29 protein-coding genes are annotated in these 26,096 nt (G+C 35.9%); 19 read left to right on the top strand and 10 right to left on the bottom strand.

Going from position 1 to position 26,096, the window contains the following annotated elements; genetic code table 11:
* Positions 1–67 precede the first annotated feature (67 nt).
* The 9 genes from ACL9RH_RS12165 to ACL9RH_RS12125 form a co-directional block, all read right to left on the bottom strand.
* Positions 68–1,486 carry a CCA tRNA nucleotidyltransferase gene (locus tag ACL9RH_RS12165; protein WP_422693630.1) on the bottom strand — a complete coding sequence of 473 codons (1,419 nt, stop codon included), beginning with the start codon at positions 1,484–1,486 and terminating at the stop codon, positions 68–70.
* A gap of 33 nt (positions 1,487–1,519) precedes the next feature.
* On the bottom strand, positions 1,520–1,867 hold the full coding sequence (locus ACL9RH_RS12160) for a nuclear transport factor 2 family protein (protein WP_422693629.1): 348 nt from the start codon (positions 1,865–1,867) through the stop codon (positions 1,520–1,522).
* A gap of 105 nt (positions 1,868–1,972) precedes the next feature.
* Positions 1,973–2,521: an L-threonylcarbamoyladenylate synthase gene (locus tag ACL9RH_RS12155; RefSeq protein WP_422693628.1), complete on the bottom strand. Its 549-nt coding sequence runs from the start codon at positions 2,519–2,521 to the stop codon at positions 1,973–1,975.
* Positions 2,522–2,770: 249 nt separating this feature from the next.
* The gene (gene tnpA, locus ACL9RH_RS12150; RefSeq protein WP_422693627.1) at positions 2,771–3,199 is read right to left on the bottom strand and encodes an IS200/IS605 family transposase; all 429 of its coding nucleotides are present in this window, start codon (positions 3,197–3,199) and stop codon (positions 2,771–2,773) included.
* Positions 3,200–3,556: 357 nt separating this feature from the next.
* Complete coding sequence (locus tag ACL9RH_RS12145; protein WP_422693626.1) at positions 3,557–4,069, bottom strand: DinB family protein; 513 nt, start codon at positions 4,067–4,069, stop codon at positions 3,557–3,559.
* A 34-nt stretch (positions 4,070–4,103) separates the two neighbouring features.
* Positions 4,104–4,550, bottom strand: a complete 447-nt coding sequence (locus ACL9RH_RS12140) for a GNAT family N-acetyltransferase (protein ID WP_422693625.1) — start codon at positions 4,548–4,550, stop codon at positions 4,104–4,106.
* 65 nt (positions 4,551–4,615) lie between these two features.
* The gene (locus ACL9RH_RS12135; protein WP_422693624.1) at positions 4,616–5,755 is read right to left on the bottom strand and encodes a cystathionine gamma-synthase; all 1,140 of its coding nucleotides are present in this window, start codon (positions 5,753–5,755) and stop codon (positions 4,616–4,618) included.
* Between the two features lie 128 nt (positions 5,756–5,883).
* Complete coding sequence (gene gldC / locus ACL9RH_RS12130; protein WP_422693623.1) at positions 5,884–6,207, bottom strand: gliding motility protein GldC; 324 nt, start codon at positions 6,205–6,207, stop codon at positions 5,884–5,886.
* Between the two features lie 32 nt (positions 6,208–6,239).
* Entirely contained in the window at positions 6,240–7,223 is a 984-nt protein-coding gene (locus ACL9RH_RS12125; protein ID WP_422693622.1) for a gliding motility protein GldB, read from the bottom strand.
* A gap of 233 nt (positions 7,224–7,456) precedes the next feature.
* On the opposite strand from ACL9RH_RS12125, the gene ACL9RH_RS12120 reads away from it, so the two are divergent.
* The 6 genes from ACL9RH_RS12120 to ACL9RH_RS12095 all read left to right on the top strand — a co-directional run bounded on the left by ACL9RH_RS12120 (position 7,457) and on the right by ACL9RH_RS12095 (position 10,441).
* Positions 7,457–7,984, top strand: a complete 528-nt coding sequence (locus tag ACL9RH_RS12120; RefSeq protein WP_422693621.1) for a GNAT family N-acetyltransferase — start codon at positions 7,457–7,459, stop codon at positions 7,982–7,984.
* A 3-nt stretch (positions 7,985–7,987) separates the two neighbouring features.
* A complete protein-coding gene (locus ACL9RH_RS12115) occupies positions 7,988–8,518 on the top strand; it encodes a GNAT family N-acetyltransferase (protein ID WP_422693703.1) in 531 nt (176 codons plus the stop codon).
* 12 nt (positions 8,519–8,530) lie between these two features.
* Positions 8,531–9,325, top strand: a complete 795-nt coding sequence (gene nadE / locus ACL9RH_RS12110) for an NAD(+) synthase (RefSeq protein WP_422693620.1) — start codon at positions 8,531–8,533, stop codon at positions 9,323–9,325.
* 107 nt (positions 9,326–9,432) lie between these two features.
* The gene (locus ACL9RH_RS12105) at positions 9,433–9,939 is read left to right on the top strand and encodes a ribonuclease domain-containing protein (RefSeq protein WP_422693619.1); all 507 of its coding nucleotides are present in this window, start codon (positions 9,433–9,435) and stop codon (positions 9,937–9,939) included.
* Positions 9,936–10,133 carry a hypothetical protein gene (locus ACL9RH_RS12100; RefSeq protein WP_422693702.1) on the top strand — a complete coding sequence of 66 codons (198 nt, stop codon included), beginning with the start codon at positions 9,936–9,938 and terminating at the stop codon, positions 10,131–10,133. Before ACL9RH_RS12105 ends, ACL9RH_RS12100 begins: the two co-directional genes overlap by 4 nt.
* A complete protein-coding gene (locus ACL9RH_RS12095; RefSeq protein ID WP_422693618.1) occupies positions 10,130–10,441 on the top strand; it encodes a barstar family protein in 312 nt (103 codons plus the stop codon). The genes ACL9RH_RS12100 and ACL9RH_RS12095 overlap by 4 nt, the downstream gene beginning before the upstream one ends.
* 342 nt (positions 10,442–10,783) lie before the next feature.
* Here the strand turns inward: ACL9RH_RS12095 and ACL9RH_RS12090 are convergent, their stop codons facing one another.
* Positions 10,784–11,266: a cytidine deaminase gene (locus tag ACL9RH_RS12090; protein ID WP_422693617.1), complete on the bottom strand. Its 483-nt coding sequence runs from the start codon at positions 11,264–11,266 to the stop codon at positions 10,784–10,786.
* A 99-nt stretch (positions 11,267–11,365) separates the two neighbouring features.
* On the opposite strand from ACL9RH_RS12090, the gene namA reads away from it, so the two are divergent.
* The 13 genes from namA to ACL9RH_RS12025 all read left to right on the top strand — a co-directional run bounded on the left by namA (position 11,366) and on the right by ACL9RH_RS12025 (position 26,041).
* Positions 11,366–12,418, top strand: a complete 1,053-nt coding sequence (gene namA, locus ACL9RH_RS12085) for an NADPH dehydrogenase NamA (protein ID WP_422693616.1) — start codon at positions 11,366–11,368, stop codon at positions 12,416–12,418.
* Positions 12,419–12,444: 26 nt separating this feature from the next.
* Positions 12,445–12,723, top strand: a complete 279-nt coding sequence (locus ACL9RH_RS12080) for a DUF2752 domain-containing protein (RefSeq protein WP_422693615.1) — start codon at positions 12,445–12,447, stop codon at positions 12,721–12,723.
* Positions 12,724–13,145: 422 nt separating this feature from the next.
* Positions 13,146–13,550, top strand: a complete 405-nt coding sequence (gene tssD / locus ACL9RH_RS12075) for a type VI secretion system tube protein TssD (protein ID WP_422693614.1) — start codon at positions 13,146–13,148, stop codon at positions 13,548–13,550.
* A 140-nt stretch (positions 13,551–13,690) separates the two neighbouring features.
* Complete coding sequence (locus ACL9RH_RS12070) at positions 13,691–15,622, top strand: type VI secretion system Vgr family protein (RefSeq protein ID WP_422693613.1); 1,932 nt, start codon at positions 13,691–13,693, stop codon at positions 15,620–15,622.
* Between the two features lies 1 nt (position 15,623).
* Positions 15,624–15,794, top strand: a complete 171-nt coding sequence (locus ACL9RH_RS12065; RefSeq protein WP_422693612.1) for a hypothetical protein — start codon at positions 15,624–15,626, stop codon at positions 15,792–15,794.
* Between the two features lie 96 nt (positions 15,795–15,890).
* Positions 15,891–17,438 carry a phospholipase effector Tle1 domain-containing protein gene (locus ACL9RH_RS12060; protein ID WP_422693611.1) on the top strand — a complete coding sequence of 516 codons (1,548 nt, stop codon included), beginning with the start codon at positions 15,891–15,893 and terminating at the stop codon, positions 17,436–17,438.
* A 362-nt stretch (positions 17,439–17,800) separates the two neighbouring features.
* Positions 17,801–18,748, top strand: coding sequence for a DUF2931 family protein (locus ACL9RH_RS12055; RefSeq protein ID WP_422693610.1), 948 nt, complete (start codon positions 17,801–17,803; stop codon positions 18,746–18,748).
* A gap of 31 nt (positions 18,749–18,779) precedes the next feature.
* Positions 18,780–19,814 (top strand): hypothetical protein, encoded by a 1,035-nt coding sequence (locus ACL9RH_RS12050; RefSeq protein WP_422693609.1) that lies wholly within the window; start codon positions 18,780–18,782, stop codon positions 19,812–19,814.
* A gap of 22 nt (positions 19,815–19,836) precedes the next feature.
* Positions 19,837–20,868 (top strand): hypothetical protein, encoded by a 1,032-nt coding sequence (locus ACL9RH_RS12045; RefSeq protein WP_422693608.1) that lies wholly within the window; start codon positions 19,837–19,839, stop codon positions 20,866–20,868.
* 2 nt (positions 20,869–20,870) lie between these two features.
* On the top strand, positions 20,871–21,359 hold the full coding sequence (locus ACL9RH_RS12040) for a DUF4280 domain-containing protein (protein ID WP_422693607.1): 489 nt from the start codon (positions 20,871–20,873) through the stop codon (positions 21,357–21,359).
* 11 nt (positions 21,360–21,370) lie between these two features.
* Positions 21,371–24,073, top strand: coding sequence for an OmpA family protein (locus ACL9RH_RS12035; RefSeq protein WP_422693606.1), 2,703 nt, complete (start codon positions 21,371–21,373; stop codon positions 24,071–24,073).
* Complete coding sequence (locus ACL9RH_RS12030) at positions 24,073–25,155, top strand: hypothetical protein (protein ID WP_422693605.1); 1,083 nt, start codon at positions 24,073–24,075, stop codon at positions 25,153–25,155. The genes ACL9RH_RS12035 and ACL9RH_RS12030 overlap by 1 nt, the downstream gene beginning before the upstream one ends.
* Positions 25,156–25,327: 172 nt before the next feature.
* Positions 25,328–26,041, top strand: a complete 714-nt coding sequence (locus ACL9RH_RS12025; RefSeq protein WP_422693604.1) for a hypothetical protein — start codon at positions 25,328–25,330, stop codon at positions 26,039–26,041.
* Positions 26,042–26,096: the final 55 nt, after the last annotated feature.

Genomic DNA, 26,096 nt, shown 5'->3' with positions numbered 1-26,096 from the left:
AGGTGTTAATAAAATAAGCCCGGCGGGATCGAAGATCCCGCCGGGCTTTGTATTATCTCTAATAGGATTATAATGTTAATCCCAGTTTTTCTGCTTCAGCAATCACAAATTTGGTCGCTTCTTCTTTTTCATTGGGAATTTCGCCTTCAAGAATGGCTTCTTTTACCTTTTCTTTTAAAATTCCGATCTCACGGCCTGGTTTAAGATTAAACATTTCCATAATCTCTTCTCCTGTGATCGGAGGTTGGAAGTTTCTTACCTGATCTTTTTCTTCAACTTCTTTAATTTTTACCGCTACATATTCAAAGTTTCTTTTGAATTTCTCCTGCTTTTTAGAATTTTTAGTGGTAATATCTGCTTTACAAAGGGTAAATAGATCTTCAAGATTTTCTCCGGCATCAAATAAAAGTCTTCTTAGTGCAGAATCTGAAGCATCATCTGTAATCAGAGCGATAGGACGGGAAGATAATTTTACCATTTTTTGCACGTACTTCATATCACTTCCTAAAGGCAGTTTTAACCTCTGAAAAAGAGTTTTTACCATTTTTGAACCTAAAAATTCATGACCGTGGAATGTCCAGCCTGTACCTTCTACAAATTTTTTGGTTGGAGCTTTTCCTATGTCATGAAGTAATGCAGCCCAACGAAGCCAAAGATTGTCCGTATTCAATGAAATATTGTCTACGACTTCAAGAGTATGATAGAAGTTATCTTTGTGAGTCTGTCCTTCCACTTCTTCCACCCCTTTCAATTCTAGAAGTTCAGGGATAATCAGTTTCAGAAGGCCTGTTTTTTCCATTAAGCTTAAGCCTACAGAAGGTTTTGCAGAAAGCATGATTTTGTTGAACTCCACCATTATTCTTTCCATAGATACAATTTTGATTCTTTCGGCTTCCTGTTTGATGGCGTTCAAAGAATTTTCTTCAATCGTAAAGCTTAATGTAGAAGCAAAACGTACAGCTCTCATCATTCTCAACGGATCGTCAGAATAAGTTTGAGCAGGTTCTAATGGCGTTCTTAAAATTTCTTTTTCAAGATCTTCAATCCCATTAAACGGGTCGATGAGTTCTCCGAAATTATGATGATTTAAAGAAATCGCCATGGCATTGATGGTGAAATCTCTTCTTTTCTGGTCATCTTCCAGACTTCCGCCTTCTACTTCTGGCTTTCGGCTGTTTTCTGTGTAGCTTTCTTTTCTTGCGCCAACAAATTCCAACTCAAGATCTTTATACTTGATCATAGCTGTTCCATACGTTTTGAAAACGGAAACCTTTAATTTAGGATCAATATCCTGAGCAACATTCTGAGCCAGCTCAATACCGCTTTGTTCCGTTACAAAGTCAATATCGGTGGAAGCTTTTCTTTTCATCAGAAGATCACGAACATATCCGCCCACAATATATACGGACTGATTATTCCTTTCTGCCGCTTCAGAAATGATTTTAAATAGTTTTAAATTCTTATTTTGAGTAAGATTAATTTTCATCGTTAATAATAGTGTCTGTTTCTACCATGCAGCTCATTCATCATAATGGGCATACATTTTATTAATTTTCCCTTCTTCATTAAAAAACATAACCTCAATGGCATGTTTATCCATGATCGACTTATAAAATAATGCTACAGAATTTACTCCTGCCGTGGTATGAATCAACTCAAAATGAAGATCCGGAAATTTATCCAGGGCCTTTTGCCAATATTTCCGAATAGATGCTTTCCCTTGTAAAGAACTTTCTTTACCTCCTGTAGCAAGGGCTATCATTGGAGTTGTAATCTCAATATCTTCAGAATAATGGGAGAGGATATCCTCCAAATCATGAGAGTTCCAGGCATCTACCCATACCTGAGCAAATTCTTGATGATTCATACAGTATATTTTATGAGATGAGTTTGCAAAGATAAAATTAAAAAAAAGAAATCCTGCCGATATATACCGCCAAGACCCTAAAAAATACGAATTATCTCTGTATTATTATTCTCTAAGAACTTTAATCCTGTTATCTGCCCATATTTTGATTACCGAAGAACCTGAGTATTTTGAAACTTTTTCTCTGTCTTCTTCCACCGCGTAGTCTACAAGGCTGATCATCTCTTCAGAAATGTCTGAAAATTTCAACGGACTCTTTTCGCCACTGAAGTTCGCAGATGTTGAAACTAATGGTTTATTCAGCTTTGAAATCAATCTTTTACAAAAATCATTTTTTACCAATCGGATACCAATACTGCCATCTTCAGCAAGAAGTTCTTTAGGAAGCCCTCTTGGATTTTCATATACAATGGTTACCGGTTTTTCGCTAAGATCAATAATTTCCCAGGCCATTTCCGGAACATCTACCAGATCCTGAAGCCTTTTTTCAGATTCAACAAGAATGATCATCGATTTATTTTTCTCACGCTTCTTAATGTCAAAAATTTTATTGACAGCCTCTATATTGGTAGCATCACAACCGATTCCCCAGATGGTATCGGTAGGGTAAAGAATTGTGCCGCCGGATTTTAATATTTCAATAATGTTTTCCATAATTTTTCTTGAATTCTAAAACAGTTGATAAAGGTAGAAAATATATGAAATTTGGGCAAAAAAATGAGATATAAATATGTTCTTGGTTTTATAAGTTTTGGCTAAAACCAATGAAGAGCAGAGATTATTTTTAAGTGAGCTTTAGCCCAGTCCCATTAATGGATACTATAAAATATTATTCAATAATGATGTTGTCATTTTTCCAATTAAACAAAAAAATAAAAAATAAATTTCGGCTTTAGCTAAAACCTATATTTTAAAATTATATTTTTCAATAAACTCTTTATATTCATCAGTATAACTTTTTTTCTGATGATGTTTTTCCTGATTTTTAATATAATTCCTTACAGAGTCTACGATTGATTCAGAAACCGAAACCGCAAAATACTCATCCTGCCAGGCAAATTTTTCTTTTGTAAGTTTGTTTTTATTAATCCAATAAGAAGATTCACCTTTTAATAATTGAACAGTTTTTTCAATATTCTGATTGGCTCCAAGAGAAATTAAACAGTGGCAATGATCCGAATATCCATTAATCATATCTAAAAAGATTCCTTTCTCTGTAGCGTATTCTTTAATATGTTTCCAAACCTTTATTCGTATATCGAATGTGTTAAGAATTGGAGCTCTGTTTCTTGTTGAAAAAACAATATGGATATAAACTTTGATAAATGACATTTGTGTTGTTTTTATCAAATATATAATATTTTTAAATTACGTTTTGGCTAAAGCCAATGGAGGATTTCTATCAATGAAAAACGGGCTAAAGCCCGTTTCTATTGATGTTTTTATCGTAATGTGTTAATTGATTAAAGTAATGATGTAGTGCTTGTGAAATTTAATATAAATTACATTTCGATATGGATATAATTTGTACGTATAAAATAGCAACATTATTTTTAATGAATTCAATATAAGCTATTAAATATAATATGCTTAATATTATAATACCAACACACTTTATCAAATTCAATAGAAATGGGCTTTAGCCCATTTAAAAATTAAGGAAAAAATCCTTTGGCTTTAGCCAAAACTTTACATCCATCCCAGTTTCAATAAATATCTTTCCTCAATAATGTTCAGGTGGTGATAATTGTGTCCTACAATAAGTTTTCCTATAGTTTCTACAGAAACCTCATTCCCGTTGGCAATACCGGTGTTTTGTAATGCTGAGGGCTGAAGGGTTTTCAATAATATTTGAGAAGATTTTCTTACCAGTTTATATTCGTCCAACAAAGATTCTAACGATCTTGTATCGGCAAACGACTTTTCAGCGTATTCGTTTTCATCAAAGCCGGGAAGATTGCTTTTTTCTCCTCTGGCAAAAGCCAATATTCTGTATTGAAAAACCCTTTCCGTATCAGATAAGTGAAGAAGTACTCCTTTTAATGTCCATTTTCCTTCTGCATAAGCAAATTTAGACTGCTCTTCAGTAAGGTTGGAGTAGATACCGATGGTTTTATCTTCTGACTTTTGCAGTTCTTCTAACCAGTTTTCAGAAGGGATCAAATCTAAATATCTTTGAATATATTTTTGGAAATCTGTCATGTTTTTTTGTGTGTTATAAGTTGTAACTAGTGTTTTATGAATTGCTCCATTCATAAAAATTCACAGAATTGTAAAGCTCAAAGCCGCAAGATGGATACAATTGATTGCCAACATCATTACTTTTTCCTGTTTCGAGCAGAATTCCACAGGCTTTTGAAGCCCTGCACAGCTCTTTGGATTCTTCAATCAACGCCTTAGAATATCCTTTTCCTCTATAATTTGTATTGACATAGAGATCGTTCAACAGCCAGTAACGCTGCATTCTTGTGGATGAAAAAATAGGATATAACTGTACAAAACCTGTCAGTTTTCCATTTTCCTCAGTAACAAAAATTTCGGAATCACCATTTTCGATTCTTTCTTTCAGAAAAGTCTCTGCGGCAGCAAGGTCAGATTCTTTATGGTAGAATATTCTGTATTCGTCAAACAGCTGTGCCAATTGAGGTAAGTCGGAAGCAATTGCTTTTCTTGTGTTTTTCATGTCTGTTTTTGGTGATAATAAAATGAGAAGGATAAAATACCCTTCTCATTTCAGTTTATTGTTTATTAAGAAAAAGCTTTCTCAAGATCTGCAATAAGATCTTCTGCATCTTCAATACCTACACTTAAACGAACTAAGTCATCGGTAATTCCCAGTTCTGCACGTTTTTCAGCAGGAATTGAAGCATGTGTCATTAAAGCCGGGTGGTTGGCTAAAGATTCTACACCTCCTAAAGATTCGGCTAAGGTAAATACTCTTACTTTTTCTAAGAATTTGATGGCATCTTCTTTCTTACCAGATTTGAAAGTGAATGAAACCATTCCTCCAGCTTCCTTCATTTGAGATTTTGCAAGGTCATACTGAGGGTGAGATTCCAATCCGGGATAAATTACTTTATCTACTGCAGGATGTTTCTCAAGGTATTGGGCTACTGCAAGACCATTGTCAGAATGTCTCTGCATTCTTAAAGCCAAAGTCTTGATTCCTCTCAATACAAGATAAGAATCGTGTGGACCTAAAATACCACCGCTGGCAAACTGAATGAAGTGAAGTTTTTCTCCTAATTCAGCATCTTTAGCAATAAGAGCTCCAGCAATAACATCTGAGTGACCTCCTAAATATTTCGTGGCAGAGTGCATTACAATATCAGCTCCCAAATCAATCGGTCTCTGAATATAAGGAGTAGCAAAAGTATTATCTACAGCTACTAAAATATCTTTTCCTTTGGCAATTTCTACCACTGCTTTGATGTCTACCAGCTTCATCAATGGGTTTGTAGGTGTTTCTACCCAGATCAGCTTTGTTTTATCTGTAATAACGTCTGCAATTTTAGAAACATCATCAAAATTCACGAAAGTAAATTTCAGCTGATATTTTTCAAAAAGTCTTGTGAACATTCTGTAAGTTCCTCCATAAAGATCATCTACAGCAACTACTTCATCGCCTGGGTTTAATAATTTCAAAACACAGTCGATCGCAGCAAGACCAGAACCGAAAGCTAATCCTCTCGCTCCATTTTCAATACTTGCTAAAGAATCTTCCAATGCCTGTCTTGTAGGGTTGGCAGCTCTTGAATATTCATATCCGGAATGTACTCCCGGGCTCTTTTGTGCAAATGTAGAGGTTAAAAATACAGGAACATTTACAGATCCTGTAGCAGACTCGTGGTGCTGACCTCCGTGAATTACTTTTGTATTAAAATTCATAATTTTTTGCTTTAGCATTAAGCAACAGACTATCGTAAATATTGCTTAAGCTGGTTGTTTTTTATTAAAATTGCTTTAAGCTGAATACAAAAAGCTTACCGCTTATTGCCCTTTGCTTATACCATTTTTTACTTGATAGCAGATTTTACAGCAAATTCTTCAGCGATCTGTTCCATCCACTGTGCCACATCTTCTTCACCTGTTGCTCTTTGATAGGTGTTTCCTAAAGATATTAAAATCTGGTGGATAAACATCTTCATTTGGTCTACAGGCATTTCTTTTGTCCAAAGGTCGATTCTTAAAGCTTCCATTGTTTTTTCATCCCATACAGAGATCATGGTTGCTTTTGTTTCTTCCTTTTCAATTCCTCCATCCTGAGCATTCCAGGTAATACTTTCCGGGACATGATTTTCATCAAGCTCTACATCTATCGTAATCTGAGTCTTTCTCATTTTTTCTATTTTTCTAAATTCTAAATTTTCTATTATTTAAGTTTCGGTTTATAACCGGACTGATTGAATATGCTTGTAGCATCCATTTTCAGGAAATCAGTAAGTTTGGTTTCGGGTTTTTCCTTAAGGTAAGCTTTACAAACCTGCCATCCCGTAAAAATTCCGATTTGCGGTGAAGATTCATTGTCAATTTCCGTATAAAACTTTGAGAATGGCCCCGGAGAAATAAACCGTTCACCAAGTCTCGGATCATCTCCGAAAATCAGATTGCTTTCTACAAAGTAATTCCAGATGTTCGCTTCGTTACTGGTTGCCCATTCATATTGTTTTTGGGTATAATTCATTTTCAGATAATCGGGGAAGTCGGGAAGAAATGCATCCTGAAGAATCATTACTTTTCCGTTTAAAATAATCTGATCAATAAATTTCTGGTGTTCAGAAGATTCTGTTACGATACTTTCGGCAAATAATTGGGAAACCTTAGGAACAATGTTTTGAGGATTCATGGATTTTTGGAAATATAATTCCAGCCCTTTATAATTTGGATTTCCGTCCCCCATAAAACCTGTAACATCTATAAACAGAAGATTCCCTTTCTGATCATAAAAAATAGGATCCTGAACCATCTGTAAGGCCGATGAAAACAAATATACTTTTGGCGTTTTAAACTGTGGGAAATAATGTTTGATATGCGAAAATAAGTCTCCAAGCTCTTTTTGTAATTTGGCCTGATCTATTTTTCCAATAGCCTCTTTATAGATTTTTATTTCCTCTGCATCTCCTCTTCTTTTTCCGAAATCTGCATCTGAAACACTTCCTTGAAACCATGGGAATTTGGCTTTAAATTGATCCAACGGAACACCGGGATTATAGAATTCCTTTGAAATGTCTGTTATTTCAACTTTTTCGGCAGCGGTTTTTATTTCTACCTTCCATTGATTTTCAGGTTCTTTTTTGCAAGATTGAAGTCCTGCAACTAAAATAGAAGAAAGCGCAATATATCTAAAAATCTTCATTATTTTTACATGGAATTTAAGTTTACAAAAATAAGGATTAAATAGACAATTCATGATGAAAATTAAAATATTTACAGCTCCCGGTTTTATTTTAATCATCTTTTTTGTGTAAGCAGGAATTTTAAAATTTTAAGTAAAAAATAAATAAAGTCATTCACCGAAATTTGTTTGAAAATAAAGAAAGAATACGGGTTGGAATGGCTGTTTTCAAAAACTAATAAACAAATAATAAGATGAAAATAGAAACAAAAAGATTGATTTTAAGAAAGCTGGAAGATACTGATGTTGAGCAGATGTTTAAGATGGATTCTGATCCAGAAGTGATGAAATATATAGGTGTACCACCGCTTACGGATATCAATGAGTCTAAGGAAATGATCAAAATGATCCAGAAACAATATGAAGAAAATGGAGTAGGAAGGCTGGCCGTTGTAGAAAAGGAAACCGGAACCATGGTAGGATGGAGCGGATTGAAATTATTAACTAAAGAAGTAAACGGCTATCAAAATGTTTTAGAACTGGGATACCGTTTTGTGCAGGAAGCCTGGGGAAAAGGCTATGCCGTAGAATCCGGAATTGCTTCTCTTGACTATGGTTTTAACGAACTGAAAGCAGATACAATCTATGCCTATGCTCATTCTGAACATGATGCTTCTAATTATATACTAAAGAAATTAGGATTTGAAAAAACAGGCGAATTTGAAGAACCAGACGGTATTTGTTTCTGGTATGAGGTAAATCGCGAAAAATATGTACAATAAATGATGACAATAAGACAGGAAGACGAAAAAGATTACAGGCAGGTTTTTGAACTGACGGAAGAAGCATTCAGAGATATGGAACATAGTGACCATCAGGAACATTTTCTGGTTGAAAAGCTAAGAAAATCTGAAGCCTTTATTCCCGAACTGTCATTGGTTGCAGAAGACGAAAATGGTAAAATTGCAGGACATATTCTGTTTACAAGAATACAGATTGTAAATGGTTCAGAATCGTTTGAGTCTCTGGCATTAGCTCCTGTTTCCGTGAAACCTGAATTTCAGAATCAGGGACTTGGAGGTCAGTTGATCCGAGAAGGTCACCGTATTGCCAAAGAGTTAGGATATCAATCTGTAATCCTTATTGGGCATGAAAAATATTATCCACGGTTTGGTTACGAAAAAACCAGTAATTTTGGAATTTCTTTTCCGTTTGAAATTCCCGAAGAGAATGGCATGGCTATAGAACTGATAAAAGACGGATTAAAAAATAAAAAAGGGATGGTAAAATATCCCAAAGAATTTGGAATAGACTAAAAAAATATAATAATGCAGACACAAAAAGTAATAGATCATATAGTAAGCTGGTTAAAAGATTATGCCACAAAAGCAAGGGTAAACGGATATGTAATAGGGGTTTCAGGAGGAGTAGATTCAGGAGTGGTTTCTACGCTGGCAGCAATGACCGGGCTGAAAACTTTACTTATTGAAATGCCAATACGCCAGAAAGCTGATCAGGTAGACCGCGCAAAGGATCATATGAATGATTTGAAATCAAGATTTTCCAACGTAGAAATAATGTCTGTAGATCTTACTCCCGCTTTTGAGGAACTTTACAAAACATTTGATGTAAAAGATGATCTTTATCCTAACGAAAAACTGGCTTTTGCCAATACAAGATCACGTCTTAGAATGCTTACCCTTTATTATTACGGGCAGCTGAACGGTCTTCTGGTATGCGGAACAGGAAACAAAGTGGAAGATTTCGGAATTGGATTTTATACAAAATATGGCGACGGTGGAGTCGATGTTTCTCCTATTGCAGACCTTTATAAAACTGAAGTGTACACTCTTGCCAAAGGACTTAACCTGATTAAAAGTATTCAGGAAGCCATTCCAACTGATGGGCTTTGGGATGTAGACAGAACAGATGAACAGCAGATTGGAGCTACTTACCCGGAACTGGAAAAAATCCAGAAAGAATATGGTACCAAAACAGCAGAAGACTATGAAGGAAGAGACAAAGAAGTGTTCCTTATTTTCGACAGAATGCACAAAGCAGCAAAACATAAAATGGATCCTATCCCTGTTTGTGATATTCCGGAAGATTGGAGAAGTGAATAAAATCATATAATGTAGCTATATAATGATGAAACAGCTTATCAATATTCTGTTATTTTGATATACTTACATTATCTTATCGGTAAATTGTTACATTAATTCAAGTTATTATGAATGGTAAAATAAGATCCGTCTTTTTTATATGTTTAGGACTTCTTTTCGGAATGTCTGTAATGTATATCTACAAGAATTTTATTGCAGATAAAAATCCTGCAAAAACAGAAACGGTACACTATGGAAGTACTTCCACAGAAAACCAATATGGCTCCGGTAACTTTGAAGGACAGAACTCTATCGAGGAATTGACAAAAGAAGGAACCGTAATAAACTATGTGAAAAAGAATCATCATTTACCCGACTATTACATTACAAAAAATGAGGCCAGACGTCAGGGTTGGGATCCCTCAAAAGGAAATCTTTGCGAGGCTGTTCCTGGCAAAGCTATTGGTGGAGACAAATTTGGGAACAGAGAAGGAAGACTTCCGGATGGTGAAAAATATTTTGAGGCAGATGTAAATTATCATTGTGGAGGAAGAAATGCAGACCGTATCATTTATACAGAAAACGGTGATGTATATCTTACCAAAAACCACTATAAAAGTTTTGAAAAGCAATAGGATATCATCATGAGCTATTTTATAAAATTGCCATCCATGAATTAAGGCATACACAAGGGCTACCACATTGCCCTGAAAAAACATGTTTTATGAGAAATGCAGAAGGTAAAAATCCAACTAATGAGGAAACAGACTTCTGCAAAAAATGCAAAACTTTTTTAATCAATAAAAATTGGAAATTTAGTTCAATATGAAGACAGTATATATAGATTTTACAGACATAGGTGATTATGAAGATTTCTACACCCAATTAAAGGAAAAAATTCAGCTTCCTGAAAATTTCGGAGACAATCTTGATGCACTTTTCGATACCGTTACCGGGAACTTAGAAATGCCGCTTCACCTGGAATTCGTTAATATGACAGTAGATCAGTTGGAAATTTTTGAAGACCTGCTGACTACTCTGGAAGATGCCGAAGAAGAAGTTGAAGACTTTAGCTTTACGTATTATCTGGAGCAATACGAAGATGATGAAGATGAGGATGTAGAATCTGAAGAATAAAAAATAAAACAAGGCTGTTTCTAATAGAGGCAGCTTTTTTATTTTGAACCAGAGACAAAATATTTTGATTATAACCAGATCGGGAATAGATAAGTTTAAAAAAATATCCTCAGTCATCTGTGAAAATCTGTGTCATCTGCGGTCAAAAAAGAAATTGTAACCCATCAACAAACAATATAATATTCTAGAAAAATAAAAACCTGCAGAAATTCTACAGGTTTTAAACTAATTACCATCCATAACCCCCTGAGAGATTAATAAACAGATTCTATAATATCACAGCAAAAGCTAAATATTAAACTTTACAATTACCAATCTCACTGGCCGTTTTGAAATATCCTTTTACAAGAACGTTGAATCAAAATAAAACGGAAGCAGATCTTTTACCGCATGCACTTTTACCACCTCCTCGTTCATACTTGAAAAATAAAGGTCGATGTTTTCATTTTGCTTCGTTTCATACTCTATTAAACTTTGTCGGCAGGCTCCACAAGGAGGAATAGGCGGGTTTTTCTCATGGAATTTTTTAGGACCTCCTACTACGAAGATCTTTTTTACCTTCACATTGGGAAAATTAGCGGCCACCCAAAACAATGTTGTTCTTTCCGCACAGAGCCCTGAAGGAAATGCTGCATTTTCCTGATTGTTTCCGGAATATATTTCTCCGTTTTCCAACAACACCGAGCATCCTACAAAAAACTGAGAATAGGGTGCATAAGCATTTTCGCGAGCCTCTTTGGCTTTTTCGAATAGTTTTTTTTCTATATCGGTCAGTTCGCTGCTATTCTTAAAATATTCGTAACTGATCTGTATGTCTTTTTTCATATATTGTACACTAAAAAAGGGGGGTAAAAGTAGTTCTTTTTAATGAGGTGGGCAATATTTTATTCTCCAATAATAAAGTTCAATTTTTAAAAGAAGAAAATGTTATATACACCAATAAAATTCAGAAATGTAGAGCTAAAAAACAGATGGGTAATGTCTCCTATGTGCATGTATTCATGTGAAAACGGACTAGCTAACGACTTTCATTTCGTACATTACGGAAGCCGAGCGCAAGGGGGAACCGGATTACTGATGGTAGAAGCTACAGGAATAGAACCCAGAGGAAGAATTACCAACCATTGTATGGGAATCTGGAATGATGAGCAGGCTGAAAAACTCCAGCGGATTGTAGAATTTGTTCATCATCACTCGGAAAGTAAAATAGGAATTCAGTTGGCACATGCCGGAAGAAAAGGTTCCACATGGAATAATCTCCAGATCTCCCTAGAAGAAGGCTGGGAAACAGTTGCTCCAAGCCCCATTCCTTATCATCCCTCAGAAAGAATTCCTCATGTATTAAGTACAGATGAGGTGAAAGAATTGGTTCAGGATTTTAAAAAAGCAGCGAGGAGGGCAGTAGACGCAGGCTTTGATATTATTGAACTTCATGGCGCTCACGGTTATCTTATTCACCAGTTTTTATCACCACTTTCCAATATCAGAACAGATGAATACGGCGGAAGTTTTGAAAACCGAATTCGATTACTATTGGAAATTGTAGAGGCAGTGAATGAAGAGCTTAATGAAAACACAGCCCTTTTTGTAAGAATTTCCGGTACTGAATATGCTGAGAATGGTTGGGATATACAAAGCAGTGTAGCATTGGCAAAAATTTTAAAAGAACATGCAGTGGATTTGGTAGATATATCAAGCGGAGGAAATATTCATGGTGCCAAAATATCTGTTTTCAACGGTTACCAGGTTCCTTTATCTTCACAGGTAAAGAATGAGGCAGACGTAAGAACAGGAGCTGTTGGTTTAATTACTGAAGTGGAACAGGCAGAGGAAATTCTTCAGAGAGGTGAGGCTGATCTTATCTTTATAGCCCGTGAAATTTTGAGAAACCCTTATATTGCCGTTCAGGGCTCGTTTGAGATGAAGGAAGACTGCTTTTTCCCGCATCAGTATACCAGAGCAAGAATATCATCATAACTTCCGAATAATCTAACCCGGTAAAAATGAATATTGAAGACTTTATGCTAACCTGTCCCATTAAAAAATTTCTGGGTGTGGAATGTCTTGGATGCGGAGCACAGAGAGCTATAGTCCTCGTTTTTGAGGGAAAGTTTTCTGAAGCTTTTCATATGTATCCGGCAGTGTATACTTTATTATTGTTTTTTTTTACCCTTGGTTTAAGTTTTATTGACAAAAAAAGAAAATACGGAACCTTTTTAATGAGTCTGGTTGCCATCAATCTTATTATTATAATCGTTAGCTATATTTACAAACATTACTAGTCGGATTTTCTCTGATTAATTTCTGAATTTGACTGGATAGATTAAAGATAAATCTCGTAGAGAAGTACACTTAAGACGTGAAATCAATGATTTTCAAAAATCTTAAGTGTACTTTTTATTTATAATGTATTATTTTACATTGACTTAAGTCCTTACATCCTTCATTGTATGATACAAAATACTTTTTAGGAAGACTGAGTTTTTAATTATTAAAACATTGATTATCAGTATTTATTTCTGTAAAAATGGATTTTTTAAAGAAAAAAATAATCAAAATATCGTTTCTGGCTGGAAATTGTCGTAGAACTACTACAATTTCTGAAACTCTTGTTTAAAAACTTTTTCAATTAGAACGCGAAGTCTATCTTTGTTATTCAAACCTTTTATACGGGAGTAATCACTAAAGATTAAAATGTAAGAATATGGCAGGAAATTCAAGAGGAATCTTAAAATTCAATGGAGGTGAAGCTCAAAAGCTGTTGAAAATGAATTACAGCGTATCAAGATCTACAGACGTTTCAGGACGTGTCGCTTCAGATCCGTCAAATGCACTGATTAAAGTAACAATAGAAGCAACAGAAAAATCCGACATTCTGGAAAGTTTACTTAACAGTAAATATAAACCGACCAACGGAGAAATCAACTTCAACAAATCTCATGAAGAAGGAACACTGATCTCTTTGAAGTGGGAAAACGGATATGTGATTCAGCATGAAGTAGACTTCGATGCTATAGACAGCAATAATATGCTGATCAGCTTTATTATAAGCGCAGAAAGCATTACATACGGAAATTCATCTTATGACGGACTTTGGCCTTTAAGCTAAGCCTTCAGGAGTAAGATATAAAAAGACTGTCCTTATAAGACGGTCTTTTTTACCCTTTATGATACCCAAATCTTAAGAATTTTTTGTCTGTTTTAAAAAAATCCCGTTTTATTGAATAATTAAACAGCTCACCACAAAATATGTCAAATAATCCTGAAAAATCAAGAACAACATCCTTCCGGCCTACCCAGAATGCAGATGGTGTATCTGAAAATCACCATACAGGAATCAACAGATTGGTAAAACTTTCTCTCGTGATTGAAGGGAAAATTATCAAATATTATAAACACTTTAAGCTTAAACAAAGCACTGTACGTCATCACGAATTTACGCTTACCTTAGCACACGATACGCTTGGCGACAGGCAAACTCACTCTCTTGAAGAAGCTAATAAATTCCTTGGGAAACGTCTTACAGCTGTTATTTCATATAAAGATATAGACAACAGTCCTGAGAGAACTTTTGTAGGGGTAATTACAGGAGTAGGTTTCAGCCAGGAACAGATGAGCCTTGGAAATATTATCCTGACTGGGTACAGCCCAACTATCCTTCTTGATGGCGCTCCGCATATCCAAAGTTTTGGAGGTTCTCAACCTGTGAATATAGGAATTATTGCAGAAGATGTTCTCAAACAGGGAATTGATAAAAGCCGTTTTGACATCAGGGTGGATGCCAACAACTATTCCCAAATCATTTACAGCAGTCAGTATGATGAAACCCATTACAACTATCTGGCAAGAATGGCTGAAGCTTATGGCGAACAGTTTTATTATGACGGTGAGGTTCTTCACTTCGGAAAACTCCCCCCTCAGAACAAACCTATCACGCTAACGTATGGAAGCAGTGCCCATGACATCAAAGTAGAATTGAAAGCCGTACACACCAGACCACAGTTCTACGGGTACAACAGCAATAAAGATGAAAAACTGATTTCAGGTTCAACACCTATTCAGCATGTTGGAGATCTTGCCAAAACAGCATACAGTCACAACGATTCTATTTATAAAACGCCAGCTTTACAGGTCGCTCCTATTAAAGCAAACACCCATCTTGATGTAGAATACTCACAAAAAAGTGCATCAGGAAGCGAAGCGGTTAATGTCTTTTCTATTTCTGGAAATACAACCGTTCCATTTCTGCATCCAGGCTGTGTAGCAGATGTACAGATGCGGAAAACTGATTCTAATGAAACATCATACTTTACCAAAATTATGATTACAGAATCGGAACATGAGATTGATACCAGAGGGCATTATACCGGAAGCTTTATGGGAATTGCTGCAGACACCGGGTTTTTACCCAAACCGGATTTTACTGTTCCTAAAGCAGAGCCACAGACAGCAACCGTAATTTCCAATACAGATCCGGAAGGCCAGGGAAGAATACAGGTGAGATTTGACTGGCAGACTAATGATAGTACTCACTTCATCCGTATGATGAGCCCCGATGCAGGAGGAACCGATCAGATTACCCAAAATAGAGGATACGTTGCTATTCCGGAAGTTGGAGATCAGGTAATGGTTAATTTCGTTCACAGTCATCCAGACAGACCTTTTGTAATGGGAGGAATGTTCCATGGCGGAATCGCTTTAGGAGGCGGAGTGAACAACCATTTGAAATCTATACAGACAAGGAGCGGAATAAGAGTTCTTATGAATGACGAAGAAGGAAGTGTTACCATTCTTGACCCTAGCGGAAATAAATATTTTATGGACGGTAAAGGAAATATCAGCATGACCGCTCCCAAAAACTTTACATTGAATGCAGGTGAAAACATAAGCATTACAGCAGGAAAAGAAATATCAGTAGGAGCAGGAGCAAGTATTACCAGTACAGCCAATGAAGATATTGTATCTATTGCCGGAAAAGATATGAGACTTACTGCCTCAGGAGACATCATGGAATCTTCTGACACAAGAACCGAAATGATAGAAAAAGAATTCAAAAGACAATCTGAAACCTCTCATGAAATAGCTGGTGAAATATCCATGTTCAGCGAAATGGAAAACATGACGATGCAAAGCGGAAAAATTGTAGAATTCAACAGTGCGGAAAAATCTAAATTGTTCTGATATGGCTATTATAAAAACAGCAACCAATATTACAATCACTGTTAAAGCTTCCTATCATCTGAGTGTAGGAAAAAAGGTGGAGAAAATAGCAAAGAAAATCAATGTAGAAGCACAAAAAGAAAATTTGGTTTTAGCTAGTAATAAGAAAATCGTTTCTCAGGGAAATAAGTAAAGCAACCAATGCAAAAGTATCCATCATAGAAAAGAACGGTAAAAGATATCCGTAAAACAGATGGATCAACAGGTAATATAAAATAAACAGGAGCACATGTCGAATATTGTTTTTGGAAATTATTCACCACCTCCACCACCAAAAGGAGAGATAAATATTAGAATAGGTATTTTTTTTGACGGAACACAAAATAACAGAAGTAATACCAAAGCAGGAGGAAATGAACCTGATTATAAGAGAACAGAAGAAGAAAAAAAGAAGTACGATAAATATTCTAATAAAGATGATGATAGCTATGAAAATGATTTATCCAATGTTGCAAGAAAAGAATATTGGTACAATACAGAAGATTATGTTACAAAAATATATATAGAAGGAATAGGAACCGAAAATCTTAAAGCAGATAGTGATGATCTTACAGACCATCTTGGAGTTGCCTTTGGAGCCGGTAGTATGGGAATCCGTGCCAAAGTGAGAAAGGGCTGTGAAGAGATTGTGAAGAAAGTAATTGAACTGAAGAAAGACAAACGTGTAAATACCCTAGCCCTGGATGTTTTTGGATTTAGCAGAGGGGCAGCAGCGGCAAGAAATTTTGTATATGAAATAAACAAATCAAAATACTATCCGCTTTCTTATGTGCCACCTGTACAAGGCGCCAAAGCTGTTCCAACGGATAGCGATGGCTACTATACCGCCTTGAAAGAACTTCCGGGCAGAGGACATTTGGGCTTGAAACTCCAGGAACAGAAAATAAATATTGAAACTATTGCCGTTCGGGTATTAGGATTATATGATACCGTTTCTTCCTATGATCCCAATGCCACCAATAAAACGATAAGTCCTGATTTTAGTAATGATGTTGAGGAATTACATTTAAATACATTGAAGGCTAAGAAAATTATCCATTTCTGCGCATCAGATGAACATAGAGAAAACTTTATGCTTACCCTCACCAGAAATGCAGGCGGAAGCGACTTCTTTCTGCCTGGGGTACATTCAGATGTTGGAGGATGTTATACCCATAACATGAAAGAATTGGACAGACAAATCATGGATCTTGACAATACATGGGGAGATGGATTAAGTGATTCAGACTATGACAAAATTTTGAATAATGATTTAAATGATCTTATTGAACAGGGATGGTTTAAGAGAAGCGAAGTAGTCGCCCCGAACTCATGGCACGAAACCCACATCAATAGACAAGGCATTAGCAATAGATATAGTTTTGTTACATTGCAACTCCTTACCGAGATGATTAATGAAACGTATGGAGGAACTTTTAACTTAGCAAAAATAGCCGAAAACTATAAAATACCTAACGGAGCAGAAAACAAATATTATCCTCTGGATTTAACCAAAGTAAAGACCCGGCTTCAGGAATATATCAAAGGAACCAAACCCAAAATGTCTTATTATACAAATAAAGAGATTGAAGTCTTTAGAAAGCAGTGGGAACAGAAAAAAATGACAACGGAAAAATTCAACACCATTGTGAATGATCATAATATGCTAATGGATTTACGAAACCGTTATATTCACTGGAACTCAAGATTCGGGGAAATTGGTTACAGACCCAATTATACGTTAGATAAAAAAAACCTGAAAGTAACCAGATGGCGTAGAATTGCACCTAATTCATAAAAATATGATAAAATATACAATAACAAGATTTATAATTCCATTGCTGCCTTACCTCGTGTTTTTTTTAATGTTTGCTGAAAATAATTTTAAAAGACAAAGGTATAATATAGATCTATTGCCGCTGTTTTTATTCTTAATAGGCCTTATTTACCTTTTAATAGAAGCATTTTTCAGACAAAAGGATAAAAATAAAATGATGACAAATTTGGTGATAATTGTCGTTTGGATAGTCATTTATTTTGCTCTTCCTCATAGAACAAATTTTAATTAAAATAATACAATGCAATAATTGCTGAGATATGAAAAAATTATTGACCTACTTACTGATATTTCAATATCTCCTAATCTCTTGTCAGAAAAATATGAATAAATATGAATGGCTTCCTACAGAAAGCTCTCCCAAAATGTATCCTATGAATATCTATAAAGGAACATTGTTTTTGGAAGATGGAAGCACAGTATATATACCGTCTTCAGGAATTTCTAATGAAACGTGGGGGCATATTGGTTCCACACACATACAGGGAAAAGATGCAAAAGCAATTCCCGTAAAATTGGAAATTAGCTGGGCTTCTTTTATGGAAAGGAAATTCTATAAAGGAAGTTGGGATTTGCCGGTAGAAAAAATAAAAGAACTTTTTAATAAAGGAATGATAAATTGGCGCTCCGGAGAAAAAGAGAACTACTCCTATATTATTACAGGATGCGCTCCCGGAGGTGTGGTTGTAGTTTGGATGTACGGAGGCGATCAGCAGGTTGAAATCGCCAGGTTTCAGGCTAAAGAAACAGAGATCAGCATGGCAGATTATGTCCCTGGAAATCCCACCATTTCGCGTGATGCTTTTTTTGATATCAGTAGCTCCGTACCCGAGGCCTATGAAAATCTAAAGAAAAAAGGAATTCCATATGGGATATGGGATACATATCGTGAAAAATATATATGGAAACCGGAAATTGATATTTCCAATTATAAACTGGAGCATGTCATCATAGAAATGTTTAATGGGGAAATGGAAACATTATTCGGCGCTACACTCAATGACAATCAATTTAAATTAAGAGCTGTACCAAGATACTTTTCTTTTTTATTTTCAAATTCGAACGGAGAAAAATATGTGTTTGAAGTAAAATATGCAGATGAAGAGGAAATGTTTGAATTATTTAAAAATGTTGACAAAACTAAGCCGGTAGAAATTATACTGAAAATGAATGGAGATTTGAGTGGCAGACAGTTGATTTTTAAACAGGAAAATAAAGAAGTTTTTATAAAAAAAATAGATTTGGATAATTTCTGGAAATATCAGGAATAAGAATATTACTGTAGAGTAATACAATAAGATCATGCAGAAGTATAACAAACACATCATTCAGAAAGACGAAACCCTAAAAACCATAGCAGCGCTCTACCATCTGGATACAGATGCTTTAAAGTTATTTCATAATAACCTGTGCCCTGTAAAAGATATGATCCTGATAGAACTTACCGTACAAAAAGAAATATTTATTCCGAGAACGGCAGTTGCAGATAAAAATCTTTTGGTAAAATTCGGAAGAGGAAACAGTCTGATTTTCCAGCCCTCTCACTCGTCCTATAAATATGGAGTGATCATCAATATGGAAACAGGAGATCATCACAATGAATTAAAATATGAGGTGTCAGTACGTTGGGTAAAGCATGAAAACAATCTGCACTTTTTTGAAATAGACCGAATTTCCAACCTGTATCTGAATGAAGAAGAGATTAACGAAATAGCAGATATGCTGGCTTTCAAAACTTCCAAAGTTCTATATCCCTTACAGATTAGCGTCAACGAACAGGGAAAATTTAACGGAGTGGAGAACCTCAGTGTTTTTAAAGAAAGATGGCCTGCGGTTAAAGATGAAGTATATAAGGAATTTGATGGTGAAATTGTAGATGAGTATTGCCAAAAGATCGAGCAAATAATAGAAGAACCGGACACCATAGACCTTTATCTTAAAAATGACTATCTCATCAGAACCTTATTTCTGGGAATTTATCAAAGTTTTGGATCTGCCTTCGAGATTGAAAGAGCAGAAACCTTTCCAATAGTCAATAATCCGATAGAACCCCATTATAAAATTCAGATAGAAGTTGACCCTCTGAAGAACGAATATGATCTGGTAAATATTGAAGGCAAAGGCAAATTATATGATGAAAGAACAACACACGATTTTATCTCTAGATCACCCTTTTCACTCATTATAGAAGAAAATCCAATCATGAACGAAAACGGAGATTTCAGAATCCAGTATTATCTGAACGGGAAAACTTTACTCCCGGAATCCCTGTATCTGGAATGCTCCATCATGTTGAAGGAAAAAAAGAAAATATCAGTAGCGATTGCCGCTGTTTAAAAAATAAAAAAACCAAAGCAAAATGAAATTTACATTACAACAACATATTATCACACTCACCTTACTGCTGAGCTTCAGTCTGTCTTTTGGGCAGAAAGTCGAATTTACAGTACCTCAAGATATAGAAGCCTTACAGAACATTATTTTTAGTTTCAAAAATGAATTTACGAATGATGACCCTAAAGCAGCAGCGGCCGACGATGATAATTTTTCTACCACAATAGATCTTTATAATCTGAAATACGATAAAAATATTCAAAATCCCTATCTCCATTTGGCATTGAAAAAAGGAGCCAAGCCGAAACAATTCATAGAACAGGCCAACTGGAAGATCACGTTTGATAAAATTTCTAAAAAAAGTACCAAAGTCAGTATTTTCCTTGAAAGAGTAGTTCCCGACCGTTTTTCCCAAAAGGAGGTAGATACAAAACTCACAAAATCTACAGGAAAAGTGGAGCAGGAGATCAAAGAATTTCTTTTGAATGGTAAAGAATCAAAGGCCATAGAAAACTCGGATGATATGATTGTGAATATTGTAGAAGGAACAGCAGACCCCGCAGTCGATTTTGAAAAAAGAAACGCTATTGAAAAAGTAGCTTCAAAAAAACTACAAAACTTATTCAATAAGAAACAGTTTATTCCTCTGCCCACGACTCGAGATGTCATCACAAAACTTTTACAGATACAACCCAATGAATTGGAATGTAAAGACTGTAAAAACGGAACATATGCCAGTTGGGACATCGATGAGGTTTTTAATCTGATCCTTACAAAACTGAATGATGGCCAGGAATATTACGCATTGCAATACTATGGCGATAAAAAAGTAGCTGGCTTACCTTATGGGCTTGTTTTTAATGAAAGTTCACCCTCAGAATGCAAAGCAAAATTTGCAAAATACAATGCTCAGCTTTATCAGACAACGGTAGATACGGGGGAAAGTTCTTCCACAGCACTTACGGTAGTTACCTTTAAAATAAATACATCCTTCATCCGTCTGGAATTTGGAAATGATTTCCTGACCAGAATTTTTGTTTCAAATAAAGACCAGTAACCATGGCAGAAAAACATATTGTAGTACAGGGAGCCATGTGCAAATGTCAGTTCGGGCAGGCTCCGGACAAACTCAAAGTACTTACCCATCAGAAAGAATATGCCAATGATAAAAGTGCTTCAAAAAAACTCATCGTAACAACAAAAGAAACAGGAGGTTCCACCTTTGAAAAAAATACCTTTGGAAACTGTACAAAACAAGGAAGTCCGCCGCCGCCATGTAAGATTATGGTTACAGAATGGCAGAATTTTTACGACAAAGTACAGCTCAGTAATGGTGGCTTTATGATTGTTGAAGACAGCAAAGCTATTTGCGCCATAGCAGGAACTCCATGCATTGAAATCATAGATCATGGTCAGAGGGCAGAAGCCAGTCAGCAGAATTTTAAGAATTCAGATAAAGATGTACAACAGCAGATCAACCCTTTGGTAGATACAGAATCAATCTATAATGAAGCACCTTCACACGGTGGAGAAGATGATGTAATTTAAATGAAAATACAATGGCGAAAGGCGTTAAAAAAATAAAAATTACAAAAGGACTTTACTATCCTAAAATGTCGGTTTTAGGACAGAGAATTACCATAAAACCAGATCAGTGGGTGTATTTTGGAGTGGATGACTGGTTGCCGGGAACTACCGCAGAAGACAAAAAGAAAGAACTGATATGGATGAGACAGAGCAGTGATAAACAGGTGATCGTTGCGCAGCTGCCCTCAGCTAACGGTTATAAACTTATGATTCCCAAAAGAATTTGTGGAAGCTATCATTATTATATAGAAGCCAGTCTTTCAGGAGTAAGAGATAAAAAAAATGCGACCGGACTGTATGTAAAAGGTTGGTGTGAACCTAAAATTATCAGTAGTAAATGGACGCTCCAAAGAGGGAGCAGCAACAGTATTAAAAACAACAAAAAAGACAAATATATCGCCTACGGACAAACCGTTTATCTGAACTTGCTTACCGAAGGCCTTAATGGAAATATTCTTACCATAGAACTTTGGAACCAGCAATTGGCCAAAGATGACAAAAAGATCTTTGTCTATAATAACGTTCAGGTAATAGATGGCGAGGTGAATCTTAAAATAGATAATACTTATGCATGGATGGCTGCCGTGAATCGCATTACCGATGTAGAAGAATTTTATATTAAAGTAAAGGATGACGCTTCCAAAACATACATTAAAGATAATCTGGGAGACGATCTTCATGCCATTTATCTGAATGTAAAAAATAAGGTTAGCTCTACCAACGTTAATGTAAGCCAAAATCAGACTCCTACAAAAGTATACAAGCCGGACGTAAGCACTGTACGATACGAGCCCTGTAAATTTGAATTTATCAAGATTACAGAAACCGGAAAGAAAGAAGGGAAAGCCGATAATACCACCGTTGATGTATTCGATAATGGTAAAGGCTTAAAAAACATCAGTGCTCCTCAGGAACATATTCAAAGAACTATTTTCTTTAAATTCGATTCTACGATCATTGATAAAGATGGTGAAGCAGTACTGAACAATATTTTAAAATTTCTTTTAGAGCATAAAGGCGCAACGATCAGCTTAAGTGGTTACGCCTGCGTGATAGGTAAGCAAAACTATAATAAAAGCTTATCACAGAGAAGGGCGGATGTTGTTAAAAAGTTCTTCGGAGATGGCGGGCTGGACAGAAGCAGGATAACCGCTTCCGGAAAAGGAGAAGTAGATCCTACCGATGATAAAATGGGAAGAGATAATATCAAGTACCGAAACGAAGAAAGCTATGAGAATAACAGAAGAGTAGACATCTCTTTTGTATTCAATGCCCATAATGCCCAAACCATTAGCTATGAAGTGGTAGCACCTACCGTTTCTACCAAGAAAGAACTCATCATAGATGTAGTCGGTTTTGATACCAAAATTTGCTTCAGAGACAGCAAAAATAAACACAAGAAGGAAATATACATGGTAGATGTAGGACAGACGATTGACAGTGGAGATACCAGGCAGACTTTCGACAAACCTTCCTTCCCTTACAAGGTATATTCTAATTTATCCAGATTTAATGCTGCTCCGTTAGCCTATATATGGCCAATGGCAACCAACCCCAATCAGTTTCACCTGCATGTTCACAGCTGCAGATATTTCAGTAGTGAAAAGACGACTCCTGTTTTAATTAAAGCCTATCCGGATATCAAATGGACCCTTGAGTTCTCATTTAACTTTTCAAATGCAGCAGCCTACACTCACGGAAATCTCCCTGAATACAGCAGACAGAATCCCCTTCCTGACGATGTGAAAGACATCACGCGTGAGATGAGAAAAGCTCAGTCTAAAGCAGTTTCTTCAGGGAAAGAATCCGCCAGACTGAAAAACAGCCCTGAAATGCTGACCAAATTCGGATTAAAACTTCAGGCTGAATGGGATGGTGGAGCACAAAAGACTGACTATGGTGGTGAATTCGCCGAAAAATTAAGAAGAATCCTTGGGATTTTTATCAGATATAAAGAAATAGCAGACCGTGTGAAAGGTACTTTAGGCGGTGCCGTGATGAAAAGCTCCAGCAAACCTCCCTTTATGTTTGAAGTGGAATCTCCTTCCTTGAGTACCTCCGTAAGCTGGTATCTGGAAAGAGGTGCAGGCGATTATGATAAACAGATTTCCACGGTAGGAACTTTAAATTTTAAAGCAGATCCACTGGTAGGAGCCAATTTTGTGATCGATCTATTAGCTGTAGGAAGCAGAATGCACCCTTTTGTGGCCGCTTTCGTAGCCGGATTGCAGGGAACACTTGCTCTTGCCAACGGAGGAATCACATTAGAAGCCAAATTTTACGGACAGTTCAGTGTAGATTTTAAAGCCTTGGAAATTAATACCCTCAATGGTGGAATAAAAGGAGGGAATCTCGATCTGGGAGCAAAATTAGGCCTTAAAATACTGCTTAAAGTAAGTGCGTCAGTCGTCTTGAAAGGATTTTCTGCAAAACCTTTAATAGAGATTAATGTAACGGGGCAGTTTGATGCTTATTTCTCTGCCAAACTCTCCATAGATTCGGAAGAAAAGAAAGGCCTTTATGTAAAACCATTTGTAGGATTCTCAGGATTGATTGTTACCTTTGAAGTAGAAATCGTGATCCGTGGAATAAAAACAACCCGAAAATTTGGTAACGAAAACGATCCTTTCCTTAAAGCGGACATTGATGATCTACCCAAATTCTATTTAACATAATGAAAAAAATACTTTTTTTAAGTGTATTTCTGATAATGGCTTCCTGTAATCAATCCATATCACAGGAAACCATCAATGAGGTTAAGAAAAATGAAAACTTTTGGAAACAACGAGACAAAATGAGTACAGACAACGAAAAAGATAAAGAATACCCGATTAAAAAAGACAGAATTGTCAACGAAAAAAGAGTCAATTCCATTGATATTCACAGCCAGAGCATACAATTTGAAGTATATGTAGACGATGTGCTGTTGTATAATTTTAAAGGAGAAGCTTCACAACACCAGGGCGGGGCAATAGGCGCTCATGAGATCAACCCGCTTTTGCTAACCAGCGGAACTCATGAAGTGAAAGTGAGAATGTATCCTGCATTGGGCCAGAATGTCTTTGGAGATGCCGGAGGTTTAAATCTGATCTTTTTCCATTATCCTTATCCAGACCTTAAAAAAGTAACCTACAACCCTGCTATGAATGGAGCAGAAGGTATTTTCCTTGATCAGCAGAAAGAATATTGGGCAGCAGAAAAAGGAGAGTACGGAAAACCAGGGTATGTAGAAGCCCGCTATGAGCCCAAAATAGCTTTACCACTTAAAGGACTTCCTGTTTATGAATGGCGTTCTACCTTCGAAGCAGACGTACCTTTTGATCTTGTAGGATGGAGAAATTCTGTTAATCTGAAGAAAGAATTTGAAGATGATAAAAAACTGAAAGATGAGGTTATAGCAGAATATAGAAAGATTTATGAAATCATTAAAAATAAAGATAAAGAAAAGTTCCTTCAGCTGATCAAAGATCGGGAAGAACTTACCTCACAGACTCTTTATTATGGAGCTGCTGAAAAAGCTGCCAGAAGCAACGAATTCTTAAAGCTCTTACAGAATGATGAATATGAAATAGAACCATTATTTGAAGAGACATTTTATCTGGAATTTCAGGGATATGGAAAACTGGTTTCTATCCTCAATAAAGCAGATAAAGAAGGAATCATCAGACTGAAAAATAAAAAAAAACCTGATGAGAAAGTATATCTGGACTTTTTGTTTCAGAAAAAGAAAAAAGGAGATAAGCTAAGTGTGATATAAATGAATAAGCTGCTTTTCAAAATGGGAAGGCAGCTTTTATTGTATTAACTTGAAAAAAAATTATTCTTTAATTTAACATCAAAAGAATTGGTGAATCTTACTTTAAAATTGTCCTGATTTGTGATCAGAACCGGATATGAACAAAAGCATAAAAAAAACGAAATATCTCCTCATGCCAATCATTTTGGCGGGATTGGTATCCTGTGGCCAGCACAAAAAGAAAACCTGTGACGCTCATAACGAAGTTCAGAACAGCATCCAGACAGAGCCCTTTAACCTTGCAGCGCTTCATATCGGTAAGAATATCAATAATATCTTAAAATCTGCAGGAGCAATGGCTGCCAGTGATACCATAACAACGGATGAGGGTACTCTTGTAGGAAATGACAGGCTGGCCTTTTCATCAGAAAAATTACTGCACTTTAACGGAATAAGCCTAGACGGTAGAAACAGTAAAAACACCAATAAAGTGGTTTTGCATTATGGAAATGTAAACCCCGAAATCGGAGCTCTCGCCAACGAAAAGAATGATGAATTGGGAATGTATCAGCTTGATATTTATACCGAAAAAGAACAGAAAGCACTTATCGAAAATCTAAATAAAACCCTTCATACTCCTATTTTTGATACCATAAGGGAAAGTTTTGAACCTGAAGGCAAAGACGGTGAAATCATTAAATCACCCAATAAATTCCGCCAGGAAGTTTCTATTTGGAAAAGCAATGATCTTATCTATTATTACTGTGAAACTGAAATAGAAAATAAACCCGATGAATCCCGTTGCAATCTGTTTGTTTTCAAAGATAAAGAATGGGAAGAATTTCTTAAAGATTCAGGATATCCGGATGCAGATAAAATATCTTCGGAATGGTTGAAGGATCAGTGATACTATATATGATCAGCAGTTAAAGAAAAGATCAATTACAACTCTAATAAACTAA

It is taken from the genome of Chryseobacterium sp. Mn2064 (assembly GCF_049319685.1).
Lineage (GTDB): Bacteria > Bacteroidota > Bacteroidia > Flavobacteriales > Weeksellaceae > Chryseobacterium.
Note: the sequence above shows the minus strand (reverse complement) of the source record. Positions and strands in the feature narration are given on the sequence as shown.

Excerpts from the sequence above, each read along its gene's own strand:
- ACL9RH_RS12050 (WP_422693609.1), top strand. The coding sequence starts at position 18,780 with ATGCAGAAGTATAACAAACACATCATTCAGAAAGACGAAACCCTAAAA.
- ACL9RH_RS12145 (WP_422693626.1), bottom strand. The coding sequence starts at position 4,069 with ATGACAGATTTCCAAAAATATATTCAAAGATATTTAGATTTGATCCCT.
- ACL9RH_RS12045 (WP_422693608.1), top strand. The coding sequence starts at position 19,837 with ATGAAATTTACATTACAACAACATATTATCACACTCACCTTACTGCTG.
- nadE (WP_422693620.1), top strand. The coding sequence starts at position 8,531 with ATGCAGACACAAAAAGTAATAGATCATATAGTAAGCTGGTTAAAAGAT.
- ACL9RH_RS12055 (WP_422693610.1), top strand. The coding sequence starts at position 17,801 with ATGAATAAATATGAATGGCTTCCTACAGAAAGCTCTCCCAAAATGTAT.
- ACL9RH_RS12135 (WP_422693624.1), bottom strand. The coding sequence starts at position 5,755 with ATGAATTTTAATACAAAAGTAATTCACGGAGGTCAGCACCACGAGTCT.
- tssD (WP_422693614.1), top strand. The coding sequence starts at position 13,146 with ATGGCAGGAAATTCAAGAGGAATCTTAAAATTCAATGGAGGTGAAGCT.
- ACL9RH_RS12025 (WP_422693604.1), top strand. The coding sequence starts at position 25,328 with ATGCCAATCATTTTGGCGGGATTGGTATCCTGTGGCCAGCACAAAAAG.
- ACL9RH_RS12140 (WP_422693625.1), bottom strand. The coding sequence starts at position 4,550 with ATGAAAAACACAAGAAAAGCAATTGCTTCCGACTTACCTCAATTGGCA.
- ACL9RH_RS12060 (WP_422693611.1), top strand. The coding sequence starts at position 15,891 with ATGTCGAATATTGTTTTTGGAAATTATTCACCACCTCCACCACCAAAA.
- namA (WP_422693616.1), top strand. The coding sequence starts at position 11,366 with ATGTTATATACACCAATAAAATTCAGAAATGTAGAGCTAAAAAACAGA.
- ACL9RH_RS12035 (WP_422693606.1), top strand. The coding sequence starts at position 21,371 with ATGGCGAAAGGCGTTAAAAAAATAAAAATTACAAAAGGACTTTACTAT.
- ACL9RH_RS12065 (WP_422693612.1), top strand. The coding sequence starts at position 15,624 with ATGGCTATTATAAAAACAGCAACCAATATTACAATCACTGTTAAAGCT.
- ACL9RH_RS12095 (WP_422693618.1), top strand. The coding sequence starts at position 10,130 with ATGAAGACAGTATATATAGATTTTACAGACATAGGTGATTATGAAGAT.
- ACL9RH_RS12160 (WP_422693629.1), bottom strand. The coding sequence starts at position 1,867 with ATGAATCATCAAGAATTTGCTCAGGTATGGGTAGATGCCTGGAACTCT.
- gldC (WP_422693623.1), bottom strand. The coding sequence starts at position 6,207 with ATGAGAAAGACTCAGATTACGATAGATGTAGAGCTTGATGAAAATCAT.
- ACL9RH_RS12040 (WP_422693607.1), top strand. The coding sequence starts at position 20,871 with ATGGCAGAAAAACATATTGTAGTACAGGGAGCCATGTGCAAATGTCAG.
- tnpA (WP_422693627.1), bottom strand. The coding sequence starts at position 3,199 with ATGTCATTTATCAAAGTTTATATCCATATTGTTTTTTCAACAAGAAAC.
- ACL9RH_RS12105 (WP_422693619.1), top strand. The coding sequence starts at position 9,433 with ATGAATGGTAAAATAAGATCCGTCTTTTTTATATGTTTAGGACTTCTT.
- ACL9RH_RS12080 (WP_422693615.1), top strand. The coding sequence starts at position 12,445 with ATGAATATTGAAGACTTTATGCTAACCTGTCCCATTAAAAAATTTCTG.
- ACL9RH_RS12155 (WP_422693628.1), bottom strand. The coding sequence starts at position 2,521 with ATGGAAAACATTATTGAAATATTAAAATCCGGCGGCACAATTCTTTAC.
- ACL9RH_RS12070 (WP_422693613.1), top strand. The coding sequence starts at position 13,691 with ATGTCAAATAATCCTGAAAAATCAAGAACAACATCCTTCCGGCCTACC.
- ACL9RH_RS12125 (WP_422693622.1), bottom strand. The coding sequence starts at position 7,223 with ATGAAGATTTTTAGATATATTGCGCTTTCTTCTATTTTAGTTGCAGGA.
- ACL9RH_RS12115 (WP_422693703.1), top strand. The coding sequence starts at position 7,988 with ATGACAATAAGACAGGAAGACGAAAAAGATTACAGGCAGGTTTTTGAA.
- ACL9RH_RS12120 (WP_422693621.1), top strand. The coding sequence starts at position 7,457 with ATGAAAATAGAAACAAAAAGATTGATTTTAAGAAAGCTGGAAGATACT.
- ACL9RH_RS12165 (WP_422693630.1), bottom strand. The coding sequence starts at position 1,486 with ATGAAAATTAATCTTACTCAAAATAAGAATTTAAAACTATTTAAAATC.
- ACL9RH_RS12090 (WP_422693617.1), bottom strand. The coding sequence starts at position 11,266 with ATGAAAAAAGACATACAGATCAGTTACGAATATTTTAAGAATAGCAGC.
- ACL9RH_RS12030 (WP_422693605.1), top strand. The coding sequence starts at position 24,073 with ATGAAAAAAATACTTTTTTTAAGTGTATTTCTGATAATGGCTTCCTGT.